Source organism: Pseudomonas sp. GM18 (assembly GCF_000282195.1).
Taxonomy (GTDB): Bacteria; Pseudomonadota; Gammaproteobacteria; order Pseudomonadales; family Pseudomonadaceae; genus Aquipseudomonas.
Window position 1 is genome coordinate 14,807 of record NZ_AKJT01000001.1, and the last position, 15,234, is coordinate 30,040.

The window sequence follows — 15,234 nt, forward strand, 5'->3', positions numbered from 1 at the left end:
CCGCAGCATCGTTCCCTTGTCAAAGCTCCTACAGGGGGTCGTCGATATTCATCAGGATGCATAAAGAAAGCCAAATCACGGCCGCTACAGTGCAAAGTCTCAGATATTTATCGAATAAAAGGACGTTCCCATGTCGCTCAGACATCTTTCCATTCAATGGAAAATCACCCTGTTGGCCGGGCTCTGCCTGGCGGGCATCGTGACCCTGCTGGTAGGGCTTTCGCTGTATCGCATGGAGCACAGCTCGGCGCTGGTGAAAGCCTCGAGCATGGAAATGCTCACCGAAGCCGCCCAGGCGCGCATCGAGTCCCAGGGTGAAGTCCAGGCGCTGGGGATTCGCCAGCAATTCATGGACGCCTATCAATATGGCCATGGCTTTTCGCGGCAGGTGCTGTTTTTGCGCGATCAGGCCGAGAAGCGCTTTCTCGATGCCTTCGATCTGCGTGAAGACTTGACCCGGCAGGTCAAGTCGGCCCTGCAAGCCAACCCGGACCTGCTTGGCCTGTCGCTGGTGTTCGAGGCCAATGCGCTGGACGGCAAGGACAATCTGTTCGCCGGCCAGGCGGAGCTGGGCAGTAACGACAAGGGCCGTTTCGCCCTGTACTGGTCGCAACCGACACCCGGCAAAGTGACCTCCATGGCCCTGCCGGAAAGCGACATGGCCGACACCAGCACCGGCCCCAGCGGCGAGCCGGCCAACGCCTGGTTCACCTGCCCGCGCACCACGCTCAAGCCTTGTGTGATCGAACCCTATTTCTATGTGATCGACGGCCAGAACGTGCTGATGACCAGCATCGTGTTCCCGCTGATGGTCAACGGCAAAGTCATCGCCTCGCTGTCGGTAGACATCAACCTCAACAGCCTGCAAGCGATCAGCCAGAGCGCCAGCAAGAAACTCTATGACGGCCAGACCAGCGTCAGCATCGTCAGCCCGGTCGGTTTGCTGGCCGGCTACAGCCCGGACGCCAGCAAGCTCAGCCAGCGCCTGGACGCCGTGGACACCACCAACGGTGCCGAACTGCTGCGCCGGCTGACCACCAGCAGCAAGACCGAGAGCCTGCACAGCAACCAGCAACTGAAAGTGCTGTCGCCGTTCCAGCCGATTCCCGATGGCAAATCCTGGGGCGTGTTGCTCGACGTGCCGGAGAAGGTGCTGGTCGGCCCCGCCGAAGCGTTGAAAAAACAACTCGACGACAGCAACACCGCCGGCACCCTGGTTGAACTGTGCCTGGGTGTGCTGGCGGCGCTCGTCGGTTTGTTGCTGGTGTGGCTGATGGCCCGCAGTGTGACCAAACCGATCCTCGGCGTGGCCCGCATGCTGGAAGACATTGCCAGCGGCGAAGGCGACCTGACCCGGCGTCTGGCTTACGACAAAAAGGATGAACTGGGGCAGTTGGCTGGCTGGTTCAACCGTTTCCTCGACAAACTGCAACCGATCATCGCCGAAGTGAAACGCTCGGTGCAGGACGCCCGCAGTACGGCAGACCAATCGTCCGCCATCGCCACCCAGACCAGCGCCGGCATGGAGCAGCAATACCGCCAGGTCGATCAGGTGGCCACCGCGTCCCACGAAATGAGCGCCACCGCCCAGGACGTCGCCCGCAGCGCCGCGCAAGCGGCACAAGCAGCACGCGATGCCGATCAGGCGACCCGTCAGGGCTTGACCGTGATCGATCGCACCACCGCCAGCATCGACCACCTCGCCGCCGACATGAGCGCGGCCATGTTGCAGGTCGAAGGCCTGGCGGCGAACAGCGAGAAAATCGGCTCGGTGCTGGAAGTGATTCGCGCCATTGCCGAGCAGACCAACCTGCTGGCGCTGAACGCCGCCATCGAAGCCGCCCGCGCCGGTGAAGCCGGACGCGGTTTCGCCGTGGTCGCCGATGAAGTGCGCAACCTGGCGCGGCGCACTCAGGAGTCCGTGGAGGAAACCCGTCAGGTGATCGAGCAGTTGCAGGGCGGTACTCAGGACGTGGTGAGTTCGATGAACAGCAGCCATCGCCAGGCTCAGGGCAGTGTCGAACAGGTGGGTCAGGCGGTGACGGCGTTGCGGCAGATTGGTGATGCGGTGACGGTGATCAGCGACATGAACCTGCAGATTGCCAGCGCGGCGGAAGAGCAAAGCGCGGTGGCCGAGGAAATCAATAACAACGTGGCGACCATTCGGGACGTGACCGAATCACTGTCGGGGCAGGCCAATGAGTCGGCACGGGTGAGTCAGTCGCTTAACAGCCTGGCGAATCAGCAGCAGAGCTTGATGGACCAGTTTCGCGTCTGATTCAACGCATGATCGTTCCCACGCAGAGCGTGGGAACGATCGGCTGGAGGGAAATCAGCGTTTGGGCAGTTCGATGGTCACTTTCAACCCGCCCCACTCGCTTTCCTCCAGCCTCAACACCCCGCCCCACGTGTCGACGATGTCGCGCACGATACCCAATCCCAGCCCATGCCCATCGGTCTGTTCATCGAGCCGTGTACCGCGGCTGAACACCTGATCGCGCTGGTCTTCGGGAATCCCCGGTCCATCGTCTTCCACGCTCAACTGAAAACCTTCAGCCGTTTCAACCACGCTTAACCGAACCTCCACATCTGCCCATTTGCAGGCGTTGTCCAGCAGGTTGCCCAGCAACTCCAGCAGATCTTCGCGATCCCACGGCAGTTGCAAACCGGCCGGTGCGCGGTAGCTCAGGTCGAGGTGTTCGCCGTGAATCATGCTCAACGTGGCCAGCAACCCCGGCAGCTCGGCATCGCAATCAAACAAAGCCCCCGGCAGTGCATCGCCGGATAACCGGGCGCGGTTGAGTTCGCGATTGAGTCGCTGCTGGACCTGCTCCAGTTGCGCTTGAATCACCTTGCGCAGCTGCGGATGAGCATCGAGTTTCTCGCTGGAAGCCAGGCTCAACAACACCGCCAGCGGGGTTTTCAACGCATGCCCCAGGTTACCCAAGGCATTGCGCGAGCGCTTGAGGCTGTCTTCGGTGTGGGCCAGCAAATGGTTGATCTGCGCCACCAGCGGCTCCAGCTCCACCGGCACGGCTTCGTCGAGTTGCGAACGCTGGCCCTGCTGCAACTGGGCGATTTGTTCGCGGGCCTTTTCCAGCGGGCGCAAGGCGCGGCGCACAGTGATCCGTTGCAACAGCAAAATCAGTAACAGCCCCGCCAGCCCCAACCCGAGGCCGAGCTGCTGCATGCGGCAGAAACTCTCGCGCACCGGCGTGTAGTCCTGAGCGACGCTGATGGAAATCGCCTGGCCCAACCGCCGGTAGTCCGAACGCAGCACCAGCAACTGCTGCCCTTCCGGCCCCAGTTGCAAGTTGCTGTTCAGGCCCGGGTGTTCGAGCCGCGGCAGGTCCTGATCCCATAACGAGCGGGAACGCCAATGGCTGTCGGCAAAGTCGATGCGAAAGTAGTGCCCGGAAAACGGTCGCTGATAGGCCGGCGACAGATGCCGCTCATCCAGCTGCAACCCCTGCGGGCCACGTACCAGCGCCACCAGCAGGTTTTCACTGTCGTTGCGCAACCCGGCTTCGAGGTAGCGCTGCAACCCCATTTCGAACAGCCACAAGCTGGTTTGTGCCAGCACCAGGCCGACGATCACCATCACGCTGATCAGGCCCAGGCTCAAGCGGCGCTGGATCGACCTCACTGGGCTTGCCCGCCGAACAGATAACCCTGGCCGCGACGGGTTTCGATCACGCTGCGGCCGAGCTTGCGTCGCAGGTGGTTGACGTGGACCTCGAGCACGTTGGAGTCGCGCTCGGTTTCACCGTCGTAGAGGTGTTCGGCGAGATGGCTTTTGGAAAGGATCTGTTCAGGATGCAGCATGAAATAGCGCAGCAGGCGGAATTCCGCGGCGGTGAGCTGGATGTCGGCACCGTCGCGGGTCACGCACTGACGACCTTCATCCAGATGCAAACCCGCTGCCTTGAGCGTCGGCTGATTGGCCTGGCCGTGAGAGCGGCGCAACAACGCCTGAATGCGCAGGTGCAGTTCTTCCGGGTGGAAGGGTTTGCTCAGGTAGTCGTCGGCACCGGCCTTGAGGCCTTCGATCCGCTCGGCCCAGGAATCGCGCGCGGTGAGAATCAGCACCGGCGTAGCCAGGCCACCGGCCCGCCATTGCGCCAGCACCTCGAGCCCCGGCAAACCCGGCAGGCCGAGGTCGAGGATGATCAGGTCATACGGCTCGCTGCTGCCTTGGTACACCGCATCGCGGCCGTCGGCCAGCCAGTCCACGGCATAACCCTGCCGGTTGAGGCCGGCCATCAATTCGTCGGCCAGCGGCACGTGGTCTTCCACCAGGAGCAAACGCATCGGTCAATCTTCCTTGTCTTTCAGTAAGTCGCCGGTGGTGGCGTCGAGGTCCAGTTCGCGCACCACGCCTTCGGCGGTCAGCAGCTCGACCTCATAAACATAGACGTTGTGTTTTTCTTCAAGCTCGGCTTCCAGCAGCCTGGCTCCCGGATAGCGGTCCAGCGCTTGCTGCAACAGTTGCCCCAGCGGCAGGATCACACCTTGTTGGCGCAGGTGCAGGGCCTCGTCCTGATCCAGGTCGCGGGCCACGGCCACCGAGCAAAAAGCCAGAAGCACCAGCGCCATGCGGCTGCTGGCGCGCCGATTCAAAAAAAACGCCTTCATTACGTATCCTGATGATCCTTGAGGACCTGCCCGCTGACCGCATCCAGTTCCAGGTCCCACTCAATGCCCTGCGGGTCACGCAGTTCCACCTGGTATTTGTACTTGCCGTACTCTTCTTCGAGCTCGGTTCCGGTGACGGTCGAGCCGGGGTGTTTGGCCAGAGCGGTGGCGTTGAGCTGCTCGAAAGGCACAATGGTACCAGCGTCGCGCAGTCTCAGGGCTTCGTCGGGCCCCAGGTTGCGGGCATGGGCGGTACTGATGGTCAGGCTGATGAGGAACGCGGTGAACAGGGCAGTCAGGATTTTCATGGAGTGGTTCCGTATTTTCTTATGTGTTGCTACGAAGCGACCTTAGCGATTCGAACTTAATTGAAACTGAATTGCCATCATTGGGAATGGCACCACGCCATTCCTGTAGGAGCCAGCGGTGCGGCGTATGACGAGAGGTGCTTATAATCCCCCGCTGCCAGACATCGAGACCGGTATGACCGCTATCCACATCAAGTTCCCTTCCCTGACCCTCAAGGCCGGCCCGCGTGCTCTGGCGCGCATCCGTGCCAACGGCTTGAGCGCTGCCGATGTGGGCACGTTGCCGGGCGCCGCCGGTGGCCCGAAAGCGCTGGGGATTCAGGGTCTGGACCTGGCGCTGTTCGGCGAATGGCTGCCGGCGGCGCCCCGGGAGCGTTCGCTGATCGGCGCCTCGGTGGGTTCCTGGCGGTTCGCCAGCGCCTGCCTGCCGGATGCCGCCGAAGGCATCCGCCGCCTCGGTCAGCTGTACACCGAGCAGAACTTCGCCAAGGGCGTGACCATGGCGCAGATCAGCCAGAGCTCCCGGCGCATGCTCGATGACTTGCTCGACGGCCGCGATGCCTCGATTCTGGATAACGCCCACTACCGCCTGAACATCATGGTGGTCAAAAGCCACGGCCTGTTGGCGGACGATCATCGCGGCCGTTTGGGGCTGGGCCTGTCGTCAGTGATCGCCGACAACCTGCGCGGTCGCGCACGGCTATCGCGGCATTTCGAGCGGCTGATCATCCACGACCCGCGCCTGGCACCACCGGTCAACGCGCTGAATGACTTCCCGTCGCGCTTCGTTGCGCTGAATGCCGGCAACCTGCGCCAGGCCCTGCTCGCCTCGGGTTCGATCCCGATGGTCATGCAAGGCGTGCGCGACTTGCCGGGTGCCGGCGCAGGGACATTCCGCGATGGTGGTCTGCTGGACTATCACCTCGACCTGCCCTACAGCGGCAACGACATCGTGCTGTATCCGCACTTCACCGACCGGGTGATCCCCGGCTGGTTCGACAAGACCCTGCCGTGGCGCCGCGCCTGCCCCGAACGCTTGCAGGATGTTCTGCTGCTGGCGCCGTCGAAGGAATACCTGGCACGCCTGCCCTACGGCAAACTGCCGGACCGCAACGACTTCAAGCGCTTCATGGGCGATGCCCCGAGCCGGCAGAAGTACTGGCGCGCAACGATGGATGAAAGCCGTCGCCTGGGCGATGAGTTCCTCGAACTGACCACCAACGGTCGCCTCGGCGAGCGCTTGCTGACCCTTTAGTCAGTGTTTTGCCCAGAGCTCTGGTAAACTCGCCACCTGCCCACATCGCCGCGGCGATCGCCACCTGAAAGAGCTGAACATCACTGTGGAAATCTTCAAAGAATTTACCTTCGAATCCGCCCATCGCCTGCCCCACGTACCGGACGGCCACAAGTGCGGCCGCCTGCACGGTCATTCATTCAAAGTGGCGATTCACCTGAGCGGCGACCTCGATCCGCACACCGGCTGGATCCGCGATTTCTCGGAAATCAAGGAGATCTTCAAGCCGCTCTACGAGCGCCTGGACCACAACTACCTGAACGACATTCCCGGCCTGGAAAACCCGACCAGCGAAGTGCTGGCCAAATGGATCTGGAATGAGTTGAAGCCGTTGTTACCGGAACTCAGCGCGATCCGCATCCACGAGACCTGCACCAGCGGTTGCATCTATCGCGGCGAGTAAACAGCCCTGAAGCACAACCCAAATCCCCACAAAGGGGAAATGCGTTTCGTCAGTGAATAGAGAAACAGCCTTCAATGGCTGTTTTTTTATGCCTATGCTTTTTGGCTCGCACACGCCAAGAGGACGCACCCATGACTGACTGGCCGCTGGCTCAGACCTTTCGCTTCAACGGGCACTCCGTTCGCTATGCCGTACGTGGCGACGGCCCGCCGCTGGTGTTCGTGCATGGCACGCCCTTCTCTTCTTATGTGTGGCACCGGATCGCGCCGCACTTCATCACCACGCACCGGGTGTATTACTTCGATTTGCTGGGTTACGGGCAATCCGCACAGCCGGACGACGATGTATCGCTGGGCGTGCAAAACCAACTGTTGGCGCAATTGCTGGAGCACTGGGGCCTGGAACGGCCAGACGTGGTAGCCCACGATTTCGGCGGCGCCACCGTGTTGCGCGCACACCTGCTCAATGGCAAGGATTACCGCAGCCTGACGCTGATCGACCCGGTGGCGCTGTCGCCCTGGGGTTCGCCGTTCGTGCAGCATGTGCGTCAGCATGAAGCGGCGTTCAGCGGCCTGCCCGATTACATTCAACAGGCAATCGTACCGGCTTACATTCGTGGGGCGATCAAGCGTGAGATTCCCGAGCAGGAACTGGCGCCTTACGTGCAGCCTTGGCTGGGGGACTCGGGGCAAGCGGCGTTCTATCGGCAGATCGCGCAGATGGATGAACGCTATACCCGCGAGATCGAAGCGCTGTACCCGACAGTTCGCTGCCCGGTGCAGATTCTCTGGGGGGAAGACGATCAGTGGATTCCCATTGAGCGCGGGCGGGCGTTGCATCAGATGATAGCGGGGTCGCAGTTTCATCCCGTTGCGAATGCCGGGCATCTGGTTCAGGAGGACGCGCCGGAGGCGATCATGGCGGCGATATTACGATTTCTACCGCAACACGAATCCCCCTGAAAAAACCGAACCCATTGTGGGAGCTGTGTTCCTTCAAGTGCACTGCTTTCGTGCCCCGCTTCGGGCCAAATCCGCCTGCTCGGCTATAAATAACAACACCCTCGCGCCATTGGCACGAGCACTGCAACACCCTCGCGTCCCCCATCCAGCAAGGAATGCCACATGACGCAGAACGATCCGGGCAACGATTACCCTCTCAGCGAAGTCCCGATGCATGCCCGCAAGGGGCTTGCCTCCACCGCCATGGTGCTGCTGGGTTTTACCTTCTTCACGGCGACCATGTTTGCCGGCGGCAAGCTGGGGGTGGCGTTCAGTTTCAGCGAGATGCTGACGGTGATCATCGTCGGTAATCTGCTGCTGGGGATTTACGCCGCCGGGCTTGGCTACATCGCCTTCAAAAGCGGCCTTAACTCGGTGCTGATGGGCCGTTTCTGCTTCGGCGAAGTGGGCAGCAAGCTCAGCGACCTGATCCTCGGCTTCACCCAGATTGGCTGGTACGCCTGGGGCACCGCGACCGCAGCCGTCGTACTCGGCAAATATTTCGAACTGAGCGAGAGCACCGTTCTGGGGCTGATGGTGTTGTTCGGGATGGGCTTTTGCGCCACGGCGTACATCGGCTATCGCGGGCTGGAAATTCTGTCGTATATCGCCGTACCCGCCATGATGTTGCTGCTGATGTTGTCGATGTGGGTCGCGACGGTGAAGGTCGGCGGGCTCGAGGGTTTGCTCGCGGTGGTGCCGACGGGAACACTGGACTGGTCGACCGCGATTACCCTGGTGTTCGGCACCTTCGTCAGTGGCGCGACCCAGGCGACCAACTGGACACGCTTCTCTCGTTCGGCGCGGGTCGCGGTGCTGGCAAGCCTGATCGGTTTTTTCATCGGCAACGGCCTGATGGTGTTGATCGGTGCCTACGGCGCCATCGTCTACCAGCAACCGGACGTGGTCGAAGTGCTGTTGCTGCAAGGCTTCGCCATGGCCGCGATGGCGATGTTGCTGCTCAACATCTGGAGCACTCAGGACAACACCATCTACAACTTCGCCGTCGCCGGCTGCAACCTGTTGCGCACGGGCCGGCGCAAAACCGTGACCCTGGCCGGCGCGGTGATCGGCACGCTGCTGGCGCTGCTGGGCATGTACGACATGCTGGTGCCTTACCTGATTCTGCTGGGCACGGTGATTCCGCCGATTGGCGGGGTGATCATGGCCGACTTTTTCTTCCGTTATCGGGGGCAGTACCCACGCTTGGCCGATGCTCGGTTGCCGGCGTTCAACTGGCCTGGCCTGAGTGCTTATGCGGTCGGCACCGTCGCGGCATTCAGCTCCCCGTGGGTCGCGCCGCTGGTAGGGATTGCCACTGCCGCGCTAACGTATGTGTTATTGACCGGCGTACTGGGTGCCCGTACCGCCGAAGCGCCACTACAAGATCTCTAAAAGGACTCGCCTGATGCACATCATCAACGCCCGCCTGCGCAACCAAGAAGGCCTGCATGAGTTGCACCTGGAAAACGGCCTGATTCACAGCATCGCCCGGCAAACCGAAGCCCCGTCACTGGGGCCGGATGACCTGGATGCCGGCGGTAATCTGGTGGTGCCGCCCTTCGTCGAACCGCACATTCACCTCGACGCCACCCTGACTGCCGGCGAACCGCGCTGGAACATGAGCGGCACGCTGTTCGAAGGCATCGAGTGCTGGGGCGAGCGCAAGGCCACCATCACTCAGGAAGACACCAAGACCCGCGCCAAAAAAACCATCCAGACCCTCGCTGCCCACGGCATTCAGCACGTGCGCACCCACGTCGATGTCACCGACCCGGAGCTGACCGCGCTCAAGGCGATGCTCGAAGTCCGCGAGGAAAGCCGCCACCTGATCGACCTGCAAATCGTCGCATTCCCCCAGGAAGGCATCGAGTCGTACCGCAACGGGCGCGAGCTGATGGAGGAAGCGATCCGCCTGGGCGCCGATGTGGTCGGGGGCATTCCGCATTTCGAATACACCCGGGACCAGGGCGTGAGCTCGGTGAAGTTCCTGATGGACCTGGCCGAACGCACGGGCTGTCTGGTGGACGTGCATTGCGACGAAACCGACGACCCGCACTCACGCTTCCTTGAGGTACTGGCCGAAGAGGCCCGCAGCCGCGACATGGGTTCGCGCGTCACCGCCAGCCACACCACGGCGATGGGCTCCTACGACAACGCTTACTGCGCGAAACTGTTTCGCTTGCTCGGGCATTCGGGGATCAGTTTTGTCTCCTGCCCCACCGAAAGCATTCACCTGCAAGGCCGCTTCGACAACTTCCCGAAACGCCGTGGCGTGACCCGGGTGAATGAGTTGCTCGAAGCGGGGATGAACGTGTGTTTCGGTCAGGACTCGATCGTCGACCCGTGGTATCCGCTGGGCAATGGCAACATCCTGCGGGTGCTCGAGGCCGGTTTGCACATCTGCCACATGCTCGGTTATCGCAATTTGCAGAGTGCGCTGGACCTGGTCACGGACAACAGTGCCAAGGCGATGAACCTGGGCGATCGCTATGGTCTGGAACGGGGCCGGCCGGCGAATCTGCTGATTCTGTCGGCGGACAGCGATTACGAGGTGATCCGCAGCCAGGGTCTGCCGCTGTATTCGATTCGCGGGGGCAAGGTGTTGATGAAGCGGCAGATGCCGGTGGTGGAGTTCATGGCCTGAGCTGAAAACAGCGTTGAATGTGATGACGCCATCGCGAGCCTGCTCGCGATGGCAATCTAAAACTCACCGCATCAACCGCGCCGTACCAAACAACCTGACTCGACTCAATTCGCCCTCCCGTTCCTCCAGCAAAATCGGTGCCGTGCCGCCGGGCATGACCACCTTCACTTCCCCGGCCGCCACCCACCCCACTCGCCACGCCGCGCACGCCACCGCACTGGCGCTGGTGCCCGACGATTCGGTCGGCCCTTCGCCACGCTCGAACACCCGCGCAACGATTCGCCCTTCGGATTCAAGCATCGCCCATTGTAGGTTCACCCCGGCCACACACGGCTGCCCTGCCCCGGTCGGCGTGGCGTAAGCGATGCGGGTCAATCCTCTGGACAATTCCGGCTCACGCATCTGCGCATTGCTCGGCAACGCATCGGCGCCTGCCACTAACGTCACACAATGGGGATTACCGATGCGCACGAACTGGCTGCGGTTCCATGCAGGGTCGAGCGCCGACAATGGCCGCACATGGCTGACATCACGCCCGTTCAACATCACCGGTTCAACCCCTTGCGCACCCACCGCGTCAGGCCCGAACGAGGGCTGCCCCAAGTCCAGCCAGAACCCTTGCACGCCATCGATTTCGGCGGGTTTCACCGAAGTCACCACCGGCGAGAGCGCATCGCTCTTGTCGTGATGAACCCTGAGCAGGCAAGCCTCCTCCCTTGGCATCAGCCCTTGTTCACTCAGGGCCTGGGAAAAAATCGTCAGGCCATTGCCGCTGCGCTCGGCCAGGGTGCCATCGGTGTTGACGATCAACAGGTCATAGGGTGGCGACGATTGAAACGGCCCCACCAGCAAGCCATCGCAACGATGCGACTTACTGCCGGGCGGTTGTGTCCCCGGAGCCCAGCCGCAGAATGCCTCGATGGCTGACACGGCCCAGGTCTCACGGGTTTGCGCAGCCTGACTGGCGTGGTCAGGCAGATCGATACCGCTGCGGCGCAGGGCGTCAGGCGCCACCACAGCGTAGATATTGCCTCGAGCATCGTACATCCGCCTCATGGTGCCCCCCCCTATGAACAATTGATCCGTCGACAATATCGCGAAACAGCGGCTGGCTGTGCAAGGATGTCACCCTGCCTGACCGCTGCCCCCACCCGAACGTGGTGATCGAACCCTTTGCGGTTGTTCACTGTCCTTTGGGGACGCGACGTTTTTTGCCAAGGATCGATATGACCAGCCTCAACACCCAAGCCGCCTTCGTCCCCGGACGCCTGGAACAGATGTCCACGCGCATCGCCTTTTTCATCGCCGGGTTCGGCATCGCGGCCTGGGCGCCGCTGGTGCCTTATGCCAAGGCTCGGGCCGGGCTGGATGAAGGCACCCTCGGGCTGTTGCTGTTGTGTCTGGGCGGGGGCTCGATTCTGGCGATGCCCATGGCCGGGATTCTGGCGACGCGCTTCGGCTGCCGCCGGGTGTTGAGCGGCGGCACCTTGTTGATCTGCGCGGCACTGCCGCTGTTGGCGACGGTGTCTTCGATTCCGGCGTTGATCGCGGCGTTGTTCATGTTCGGCGCGGGCCTGGGCACGGTGGATTCGACGGTGAACCTGCAAGCGGTGATCGTCGAGCGGGCCAGCGGCAAGACCATGATGTCGGGTTTTCATGGGCTGTTCAGCCTCGGCGGGATCGTCGGCGCGGCGGGGGTCAGCGCCCTGCTCGGTTTGGGCTTTTCGCCGCTGGGGGCGATGTTGGTAGTGATCGTAATTCTAGTGCTGGCATTGCTTAAAGCCGCGCCGCACCTGTTGCCTTACGGCAGTGAAAGCTCCGGCCCGGCATTTGCCGTGCCCCATGGCATCGTGCTGTTTATTGGCGGGATGTGCTTCATCGTATTCCTGGCCGAAGGCGCAGCACTCGACTGGAGCGCGGTGTTCCTGGCGCAGGAGCGCGGGATCGACACCGCGTATGCCGGGTTGGGTTATGCGGCATTTGCGCTGACCATGACGCTCGGGCGCTTGACCGGCGACAGGATTGTTCGGCGTCTTGGTTATACGCGAGTGATTGTGTTCGGTGGGCTGACGGCCTCGACGGGCCTGGCGCTGGCGACGTTCGCACCGGCCTGGGAGACGGCGCTGGTGGGTTATGCGTTGCTGGGGGCTGGTTGCTCGAACATTGTGCCGGTGCTGTACACCGCCGTCGGCAAACAGACCGACATGCCGGAAAGCATCGCCGTGCCGGCCATTACCACGTTGGGCTATGCCGGGATTCTCGCCGGACCTGCGGTGATCGGCTTTATCGCCCATGGCAGCAATTTGAGTTTTGCCTTTGGGTTGATGGCGGTGTTGCTGGTGGCCGTGGCCATCGGCGGGAAGGTGTTGAAAGTTTAAAGCGAAAAGATCGCAGCCTGCGGCAGCGCCTGCACGGGATATGCGTTTCCCCTGTAGGAGCTGCCGAAGGCTGCGATCTTTTGATCTTCAGTCGTTAAAAACCGACGCTGGCCTGCACAAAGAACGTGCGTGGCGCGCCGACGTACATCCCCGAGTTGTTGTCGCTGGAACGGGTGAAGTACTGCTTGTCGAAGATGTTTTTCACCCCGGCGCCGACTTTCAGGTTCGACAATTGCGAACCGAAGTCATAACCACCGCGCACGTTCCAGGTCACATAACCCGGAATGTCACCGTACTGCCCGTCTGCGGAACCTTCGGTGATGTAGTTGCCGCTGAAGCTGCCATCGGCATTTACACCGGTCCCCGGCGAACGCTGTTTGGACTGGGCAAAGGCATCGAGGTTGTAGGTCCAGCGGTTGATGTCATAACGCAGCCCGGCGGTGGCCACCTGACGCGAGTAGAACGGCAGGTCGCGGCCCTTGAAGCCCGGGATCTCGCCTTCATACGTGGCACGGGTGTAGGTGAAACCGGCGTTGGCGGTCAGGCCGTCGAGCATCGGGTTGAGCGCCGACATGTCGTAATGCACCGACGCCTCAAGGCCCTGGTGCTTGGTGGCGCCAAGGTTGGTCCAGCCCACGTCGTTGCTGATGTATTGCAGTTCGTCATCGAAGTCGATGTAGAACAGCGTCACTTCCCCGCCCCACACGTCATCGTTGTAGCGCGTACCTATCTCGTAGGTCTTGGCCTTTTCCGGGCTCAAGCCGTTGGCGGTGTTGTCGCCCGAACCACCCTGGCCGAGCTGGAAATATTGCAGGCTGCCGAACGAGGTTTCGTAGTTGGCGAACAACTTCCAGGCATCGGACAGGTGATACATCACGCTCAGGGCTGGCAGCGGTTCGTTGCTGTCGATGCTGCGGCGTTTTTCCTGCACGGGTTTGCCGGCGGTGTCGAGCACCGGCCTGTCGTGCCATTCGGTGCTGATGCTTTCAAAACGGATGCCGGGGGTCACGGTCCAGTTGCCGACATCGATCTTGTCATCGATGTAAACGGCGTGGGCTTCGGTGCCGCCGGTGCGGTCCTGGAACACATGGCCATCGGAGGTCTTGGTGACCACCGGCTGATTATTCACCAGCGCCAGACGGCTCGACTCTTCGTGCATGCCTTCTTTCAGGTAGCGATAACCGACGCTGGCTTCCTGCGTGGTCGGGCCCAGGTCGAACACATGGGACACTCGCGGTTCGATGCCGAAGGTGTAGTAAGTGCGTGGATAAGAGCTGAGGGTTTTCTGGTCGCGCGCGGCGATGGTGCTGCCACGGAAGCTGTCGGAATAGTAGGTCAGCACTTCGGCCTGGGTGCGGTCGTCGATCTGCCGCGCCCACTTGAACGACACGTCCTTGCGACGGCCGCTGAAGCTGTCATGGTCGCGGTCGGACTGGAACGGATCGGCGTCGTACTGCTTCTGCGTCAGGCCGCCGGGCATGTCGGCGCTGGCGTCGTAGTAATGGAAATTGAGGCTGAAATCGTCCTGATCGGTGGGCGCCCAGTGGGTCTTGAGGATCACATCGTCGATGTCGTTGCCGTTGTTGCTTTTGCGATAACCGTTGCCGTTCACCCCCGAATACAACAGCGCCACGCCCATACCGTTATCGGCGGTGCCGCCGAGAAACGCGGTGTCGATGTGTTTCCAGCCACCGCGCTGGGTGGTTTCCAGGGTGGTGCCGATTTCACCGGTGGCTTTCTCCGGGATCGCGCGGGTGACGAAGTTGATCACGCCACCGACGTTCTGTGGCCCATAACGCACGGAACCGGCGCCGCGCACCACGTCGATGCTGTCGAGGTTGCCGGAGGAAATCGGCGCCATGGACAGCTGTGGTTGGCCATAAGGGGCGAAGGCGGCCGGCACGCCGTCGATCAGCACGGTGGAGCGTGGCGACAGGCGCGAGGTCAGGCCGCGCACGCCGACGTTCAGGGAAATGTCGCTGCCGCCGGTGCCGTTGGCGTCCTGCACTTGCACGCCGGGAATACGTTTCAACACGTCGCCAACGTTCATCGCACCCTGCTCGACCATGGCTTCGCGGCGGACCACCGTGCGCGCGCCGGGATGGTTTTGCACCACGGCGGCATTGGCATCGCCGAGCCAGTCACCAACAACCTTGATGTCGGTCACACCCAGTTCCAGCGGGCCATTTGCAGCGGAAGTCGGCGCCGGCATCAGCGTGACCGAACCTTCATCGATCTGGTATTGCAGACCGCTGCCTTGCAGCAATTGGCGCAGGGCCTGTTCCGGCGAGAGGTTGCCATCGACGGCCGGGGCCTGTTTGCCCGCCACCAGTTCCGGGCTGAAAAAAACCTGCAGCGAGGTTTGCTGGCCCAGCTGACTCAAAGCCTGGCCCAGTGGCTGCGCCTGAATATGAATGGCATCGGCGGCGAACGCCTGGGGCAGCGCCGAGCTGACCGCCAGGGCCAGAGCCAAGGGCAGCCAGGATGTTTTGTTGTTTTTAGCGGTGGTTTTCTTCACGTCGAACGTTGTCCTGTGGATCGCAAGAGTGTGCGTCTGTTAATGCAAAC

Annotated in this window: 13 protein-coding genes and 1 pseudogene; 8 read left to right on the top strand and 6 right to left on the bottom strand. The window is 61.9% G+C overall.

All coding sequences use genetic code 11. From position 1 onward, the window contains the following. Positions 1 to 349 precede the first annotated feature (349 nt). Both PMI21_RS30070 and PMI21_RS30075 read left to right on the top strand, forming a co-directional pair. A pseudogene (locus tag PMI21_RS30070) lies at positions 350 to 1,420 on the top strand (HAMP domain-containing protein); the annotation flags it as partial. A gap of 102 nt (positions 1,421 to 1,522) precedes the next feature. After that, complete coding sequence (locus tag PMI21_RS30075) at positions 1,523 to 2,278, top strand: methyl-accepting chemotaxis protein (protein ID WP_443200750.1); 756 nt, start codon at positions 1,523 to 1,525, stop codon at positions 2,276 to 2,278. 54 nt (positions 2,279 to 2,332) lie between these two features. Here the strand turns inward: PMI21_RS30075 and PMI21_RS27705 are convergent, their stop codons facing one another. Genes PMI21_RS27705 through PMI21_RS27690 form a run of 4 tightly spaced genes read right to left on the bottom strand, consistent with a single transcriptional unit; the run spans position 2,333 to position 4,943 of the window. After that, positions 2,333 to 3,646, bottom strand: a complete 1,314-nt coding sequence (locus PMI21_RS27705) for a sensor histidine kinase (protein WP_007933051.1) — start codon at positions 3,644 to 3,646, stop codon at positions 2,333 to 2,335. Beyond that, the gene (locus PMI21_RS27700) at positions 3,643 to 4,311 is read right to left on the bottom strand and encodes a response regulator transcription factor (RefSeq protein WP_007933053.1); all 669 of its coding nucleotides are present in this window, start codon (positions 4,309 to 4,311) and stop codon (positions 3,643 to 3,645) included. The genes PMI21_RS27705 and PMI21_RS27700 overlap by 4 nt, the downstream gene beginning before the upstream one ends. 3 nt (positions 4,312 to 4,314) lie before the next feature. Next, positions 4,315 to 4,635, bottom strand: coding sequence for a PepSY domain-containing protein (locus tag PMI21_RS27695; RefSeq protein WP_007933055.1), 321 nt, complete (start codon positions 4,633 to 4,635; stop codon positions 4,315 to 4,317). Then, entirely contained in the window at positions 4,635 to 4,943 is a 309-nt protein-coding gene (locus tag PMI21_RS27690; protein WP_007933057.1) for a PepSY domain-containing protein, read from the bottom strand. The genes PMI21_RS27695 and PMI21_RS27690 overlap by 1 nt, the downstream gene beginning before the upstream one ends. Before the next feature lie 175 nt (positions 4,944 to 5,118). Between PMI21_RS27690 and PMI21_RS27685 the strand changes: the two genes are divergently transcribed. From PMI21_RS27685 to codA, 5 genes are all read left to right on the top strand, one after another. Next, positions 5,119 to 6,198 carry a patatin-like phospholipase family protein gene (locus PMI21_RS27685; RefSeq protein WP_033063768.1) on the top strand — a complete coding sequence of 360 codons (1,080 nt, stop codon included), beginning with the start codon at positions 5,119 to 5,121 and terminating at the stop codon, positions 6,196 to 6,198. Positions 6,199 to 6,283: 85 nt separating this feature from the next. Next, positions 6,284 to 6,640 (top strand): 6-carboxytetrahydropterin synthase QueD, encoded by a 357-nt coding sequence (gene queD, locus PMI21_RS27680; RefSeq protein ID WP_007933061.1) that lies wholly within the window; start codon positions 6,284 to 6,286, stop codon positions 6,638 to 6,640. Between the two features lie 131 nt (positions 6,641 to 6,771). After that, a complete protein-coding gene (locus tag PMI21_RS27675) occupies positions 6,772 to 7,602 on the top strand; it encodes an alpha/beta fold hydrolase (protein WP_007933063.1) in 831 nt (276 codons plus the stop codon). A 162-nt stretch (positions 7,603 to 7,764) separates the two neighbouring features. Further along, positions 7,765 to 9,036: a cytosine permease gene (gene codB / locus PMI21_RS27670; RefSeq protein ID WP_007933064.1), complete on the top strand. Its 1,272-nt coding sequence runs from the start codon at positions 7,765 to 7,767 to the stop codon at positions 9,034 to 9,036. Positions 9,037 to 9,049: 13 nt separating this feature from the next. Then, positions 9,050 to 10,288 carry a cytosine deaminase gene (gene codA, locus PMI21_RS27665; protein ID WP_007933065.1) on the top strand — a complete coding sequence of 413 codons (1,239 nt, stop codon included), beginning with the start codon at positions 9,050 to 9,052 and terminating at the stop codon, positions 10,286 to 10,288. Between the two features lie 63 nt (positions 10,289 to 10,351). Here codA and PMI21_RS27660 read toward each other — a convergent pair whose 3' ends face one another. After that, positions 10,352 to 11,344, bottom strand: coding sequence for a diaminopimelate epimerase (locus PMI21_RS27660; RefSeq protein ID WP_007933066.1), 993 nt, complete (start codon positions 11,342 to 11,344; stop codon positions 10,352 to 10,354). Between the two features lie 170 nt (positions 11,345 to 11,514). Between PMI21_RS27660 and PMI21_RS27655 the strand changes: the two genes are divergently transcribed. Further along, positions 11,515 to 12,666, top strand: coding sequence for an MFS transporter (locus tag PMI21_RS27655; RefSeq protein ID WP_007933067.1), 1,152 nt, complete (start codon positions 11,515 to 11,517; stop codon positions 12,664 to 12,666). 94 nt (positions 12,667 to 12,760) lie between these two features. Here the strand turns inward: PMI21_RS27655 and PMI21_RS27650 are convergent, their stop codons facing one another. After that, a complete protein-coding gene (locus PMI21_RS27650) occupies positions 12,761 to 15,184 on the bottom strand; it encodes a TonB-dependent siderophore receptor (protein WP_007933069.1) in 2,424 nt (807 codons plus the stop codon). Positions 15,185 to 15,234: the final 50 nt, after the last annotated feature.

Bases quoted from the DNA above. Each gene is read 5' to 3' on its own strand.
- PMI21_RS30075 (WP_443200750.1), top strand. From the start codon at position 1,523: ATGGAGCAGCAATACCGCCAGGTCGATCAGGTGGCCACCGCGTCCCAC.
- PMI21_RS27700 (WP_007933053.1), bottom strand. From the start codon at position 4,311: ATGCGTTTGCTCCTGGTGGAAGACCACGTGCCGCTGGCCGACGAATTG.
- PMI21_RS27695 (WP_007933055.1), bottom strand. From the start codon at position 4,635: ATGAAGGCGTTTTTTTTGAATCGGCGCGCCAGCAGCCGCATGGCGCTG.
- PMI21_RS27690 (WP_007933057.1), bottom strand. From the start codon at position 4,943: ATGAAAATCCTGACTGCCCTGTTCACCGCGTTCCTCATCAGCCTGACC.
- PMI21_RS27685 (WP_033063768.1), top strand. From the start codon at position 5,119: ATGACCGCTATCCACATCAAGTTCCCTTCCCTGACCCTCAAGGCCGGC.
- PMI21_RS27675 (WP_007933063.1), top strand. From the start codon at position 6,772: ATGACTGACTGGCCGCTGGCTCAGACCTTTCGCTTCAACGGGCACTCC.
- codB (WP_007933064.1), top strand. From the start codon at position 7,765: ATGACGCAGAACGATCCGGGCAACGATTACCCTCTCAGCGAAGTCCCG.
- codA (WP_007933065.1), top strand. From the start codon at position 9,050: ATGCACATCATCAACGCCCGCCTGCGCAACCAAGAAGGCCTGCATGAG.
- PMI21_RS27660 (WP_007933066.1), bottom strand. From the start codon at position 11,344: ATGAGGCGGATGTACGATGCTCGAGGCAATATCTACGCTGTGGTGGCG.
- PMI21_RS27655 (WP_007933067.1), top strand. From the start codon at position 11,515: ATGACCAGCCTCAACACCCAAGCCGCCTTCGTCCCCGGACGCCTGGAA.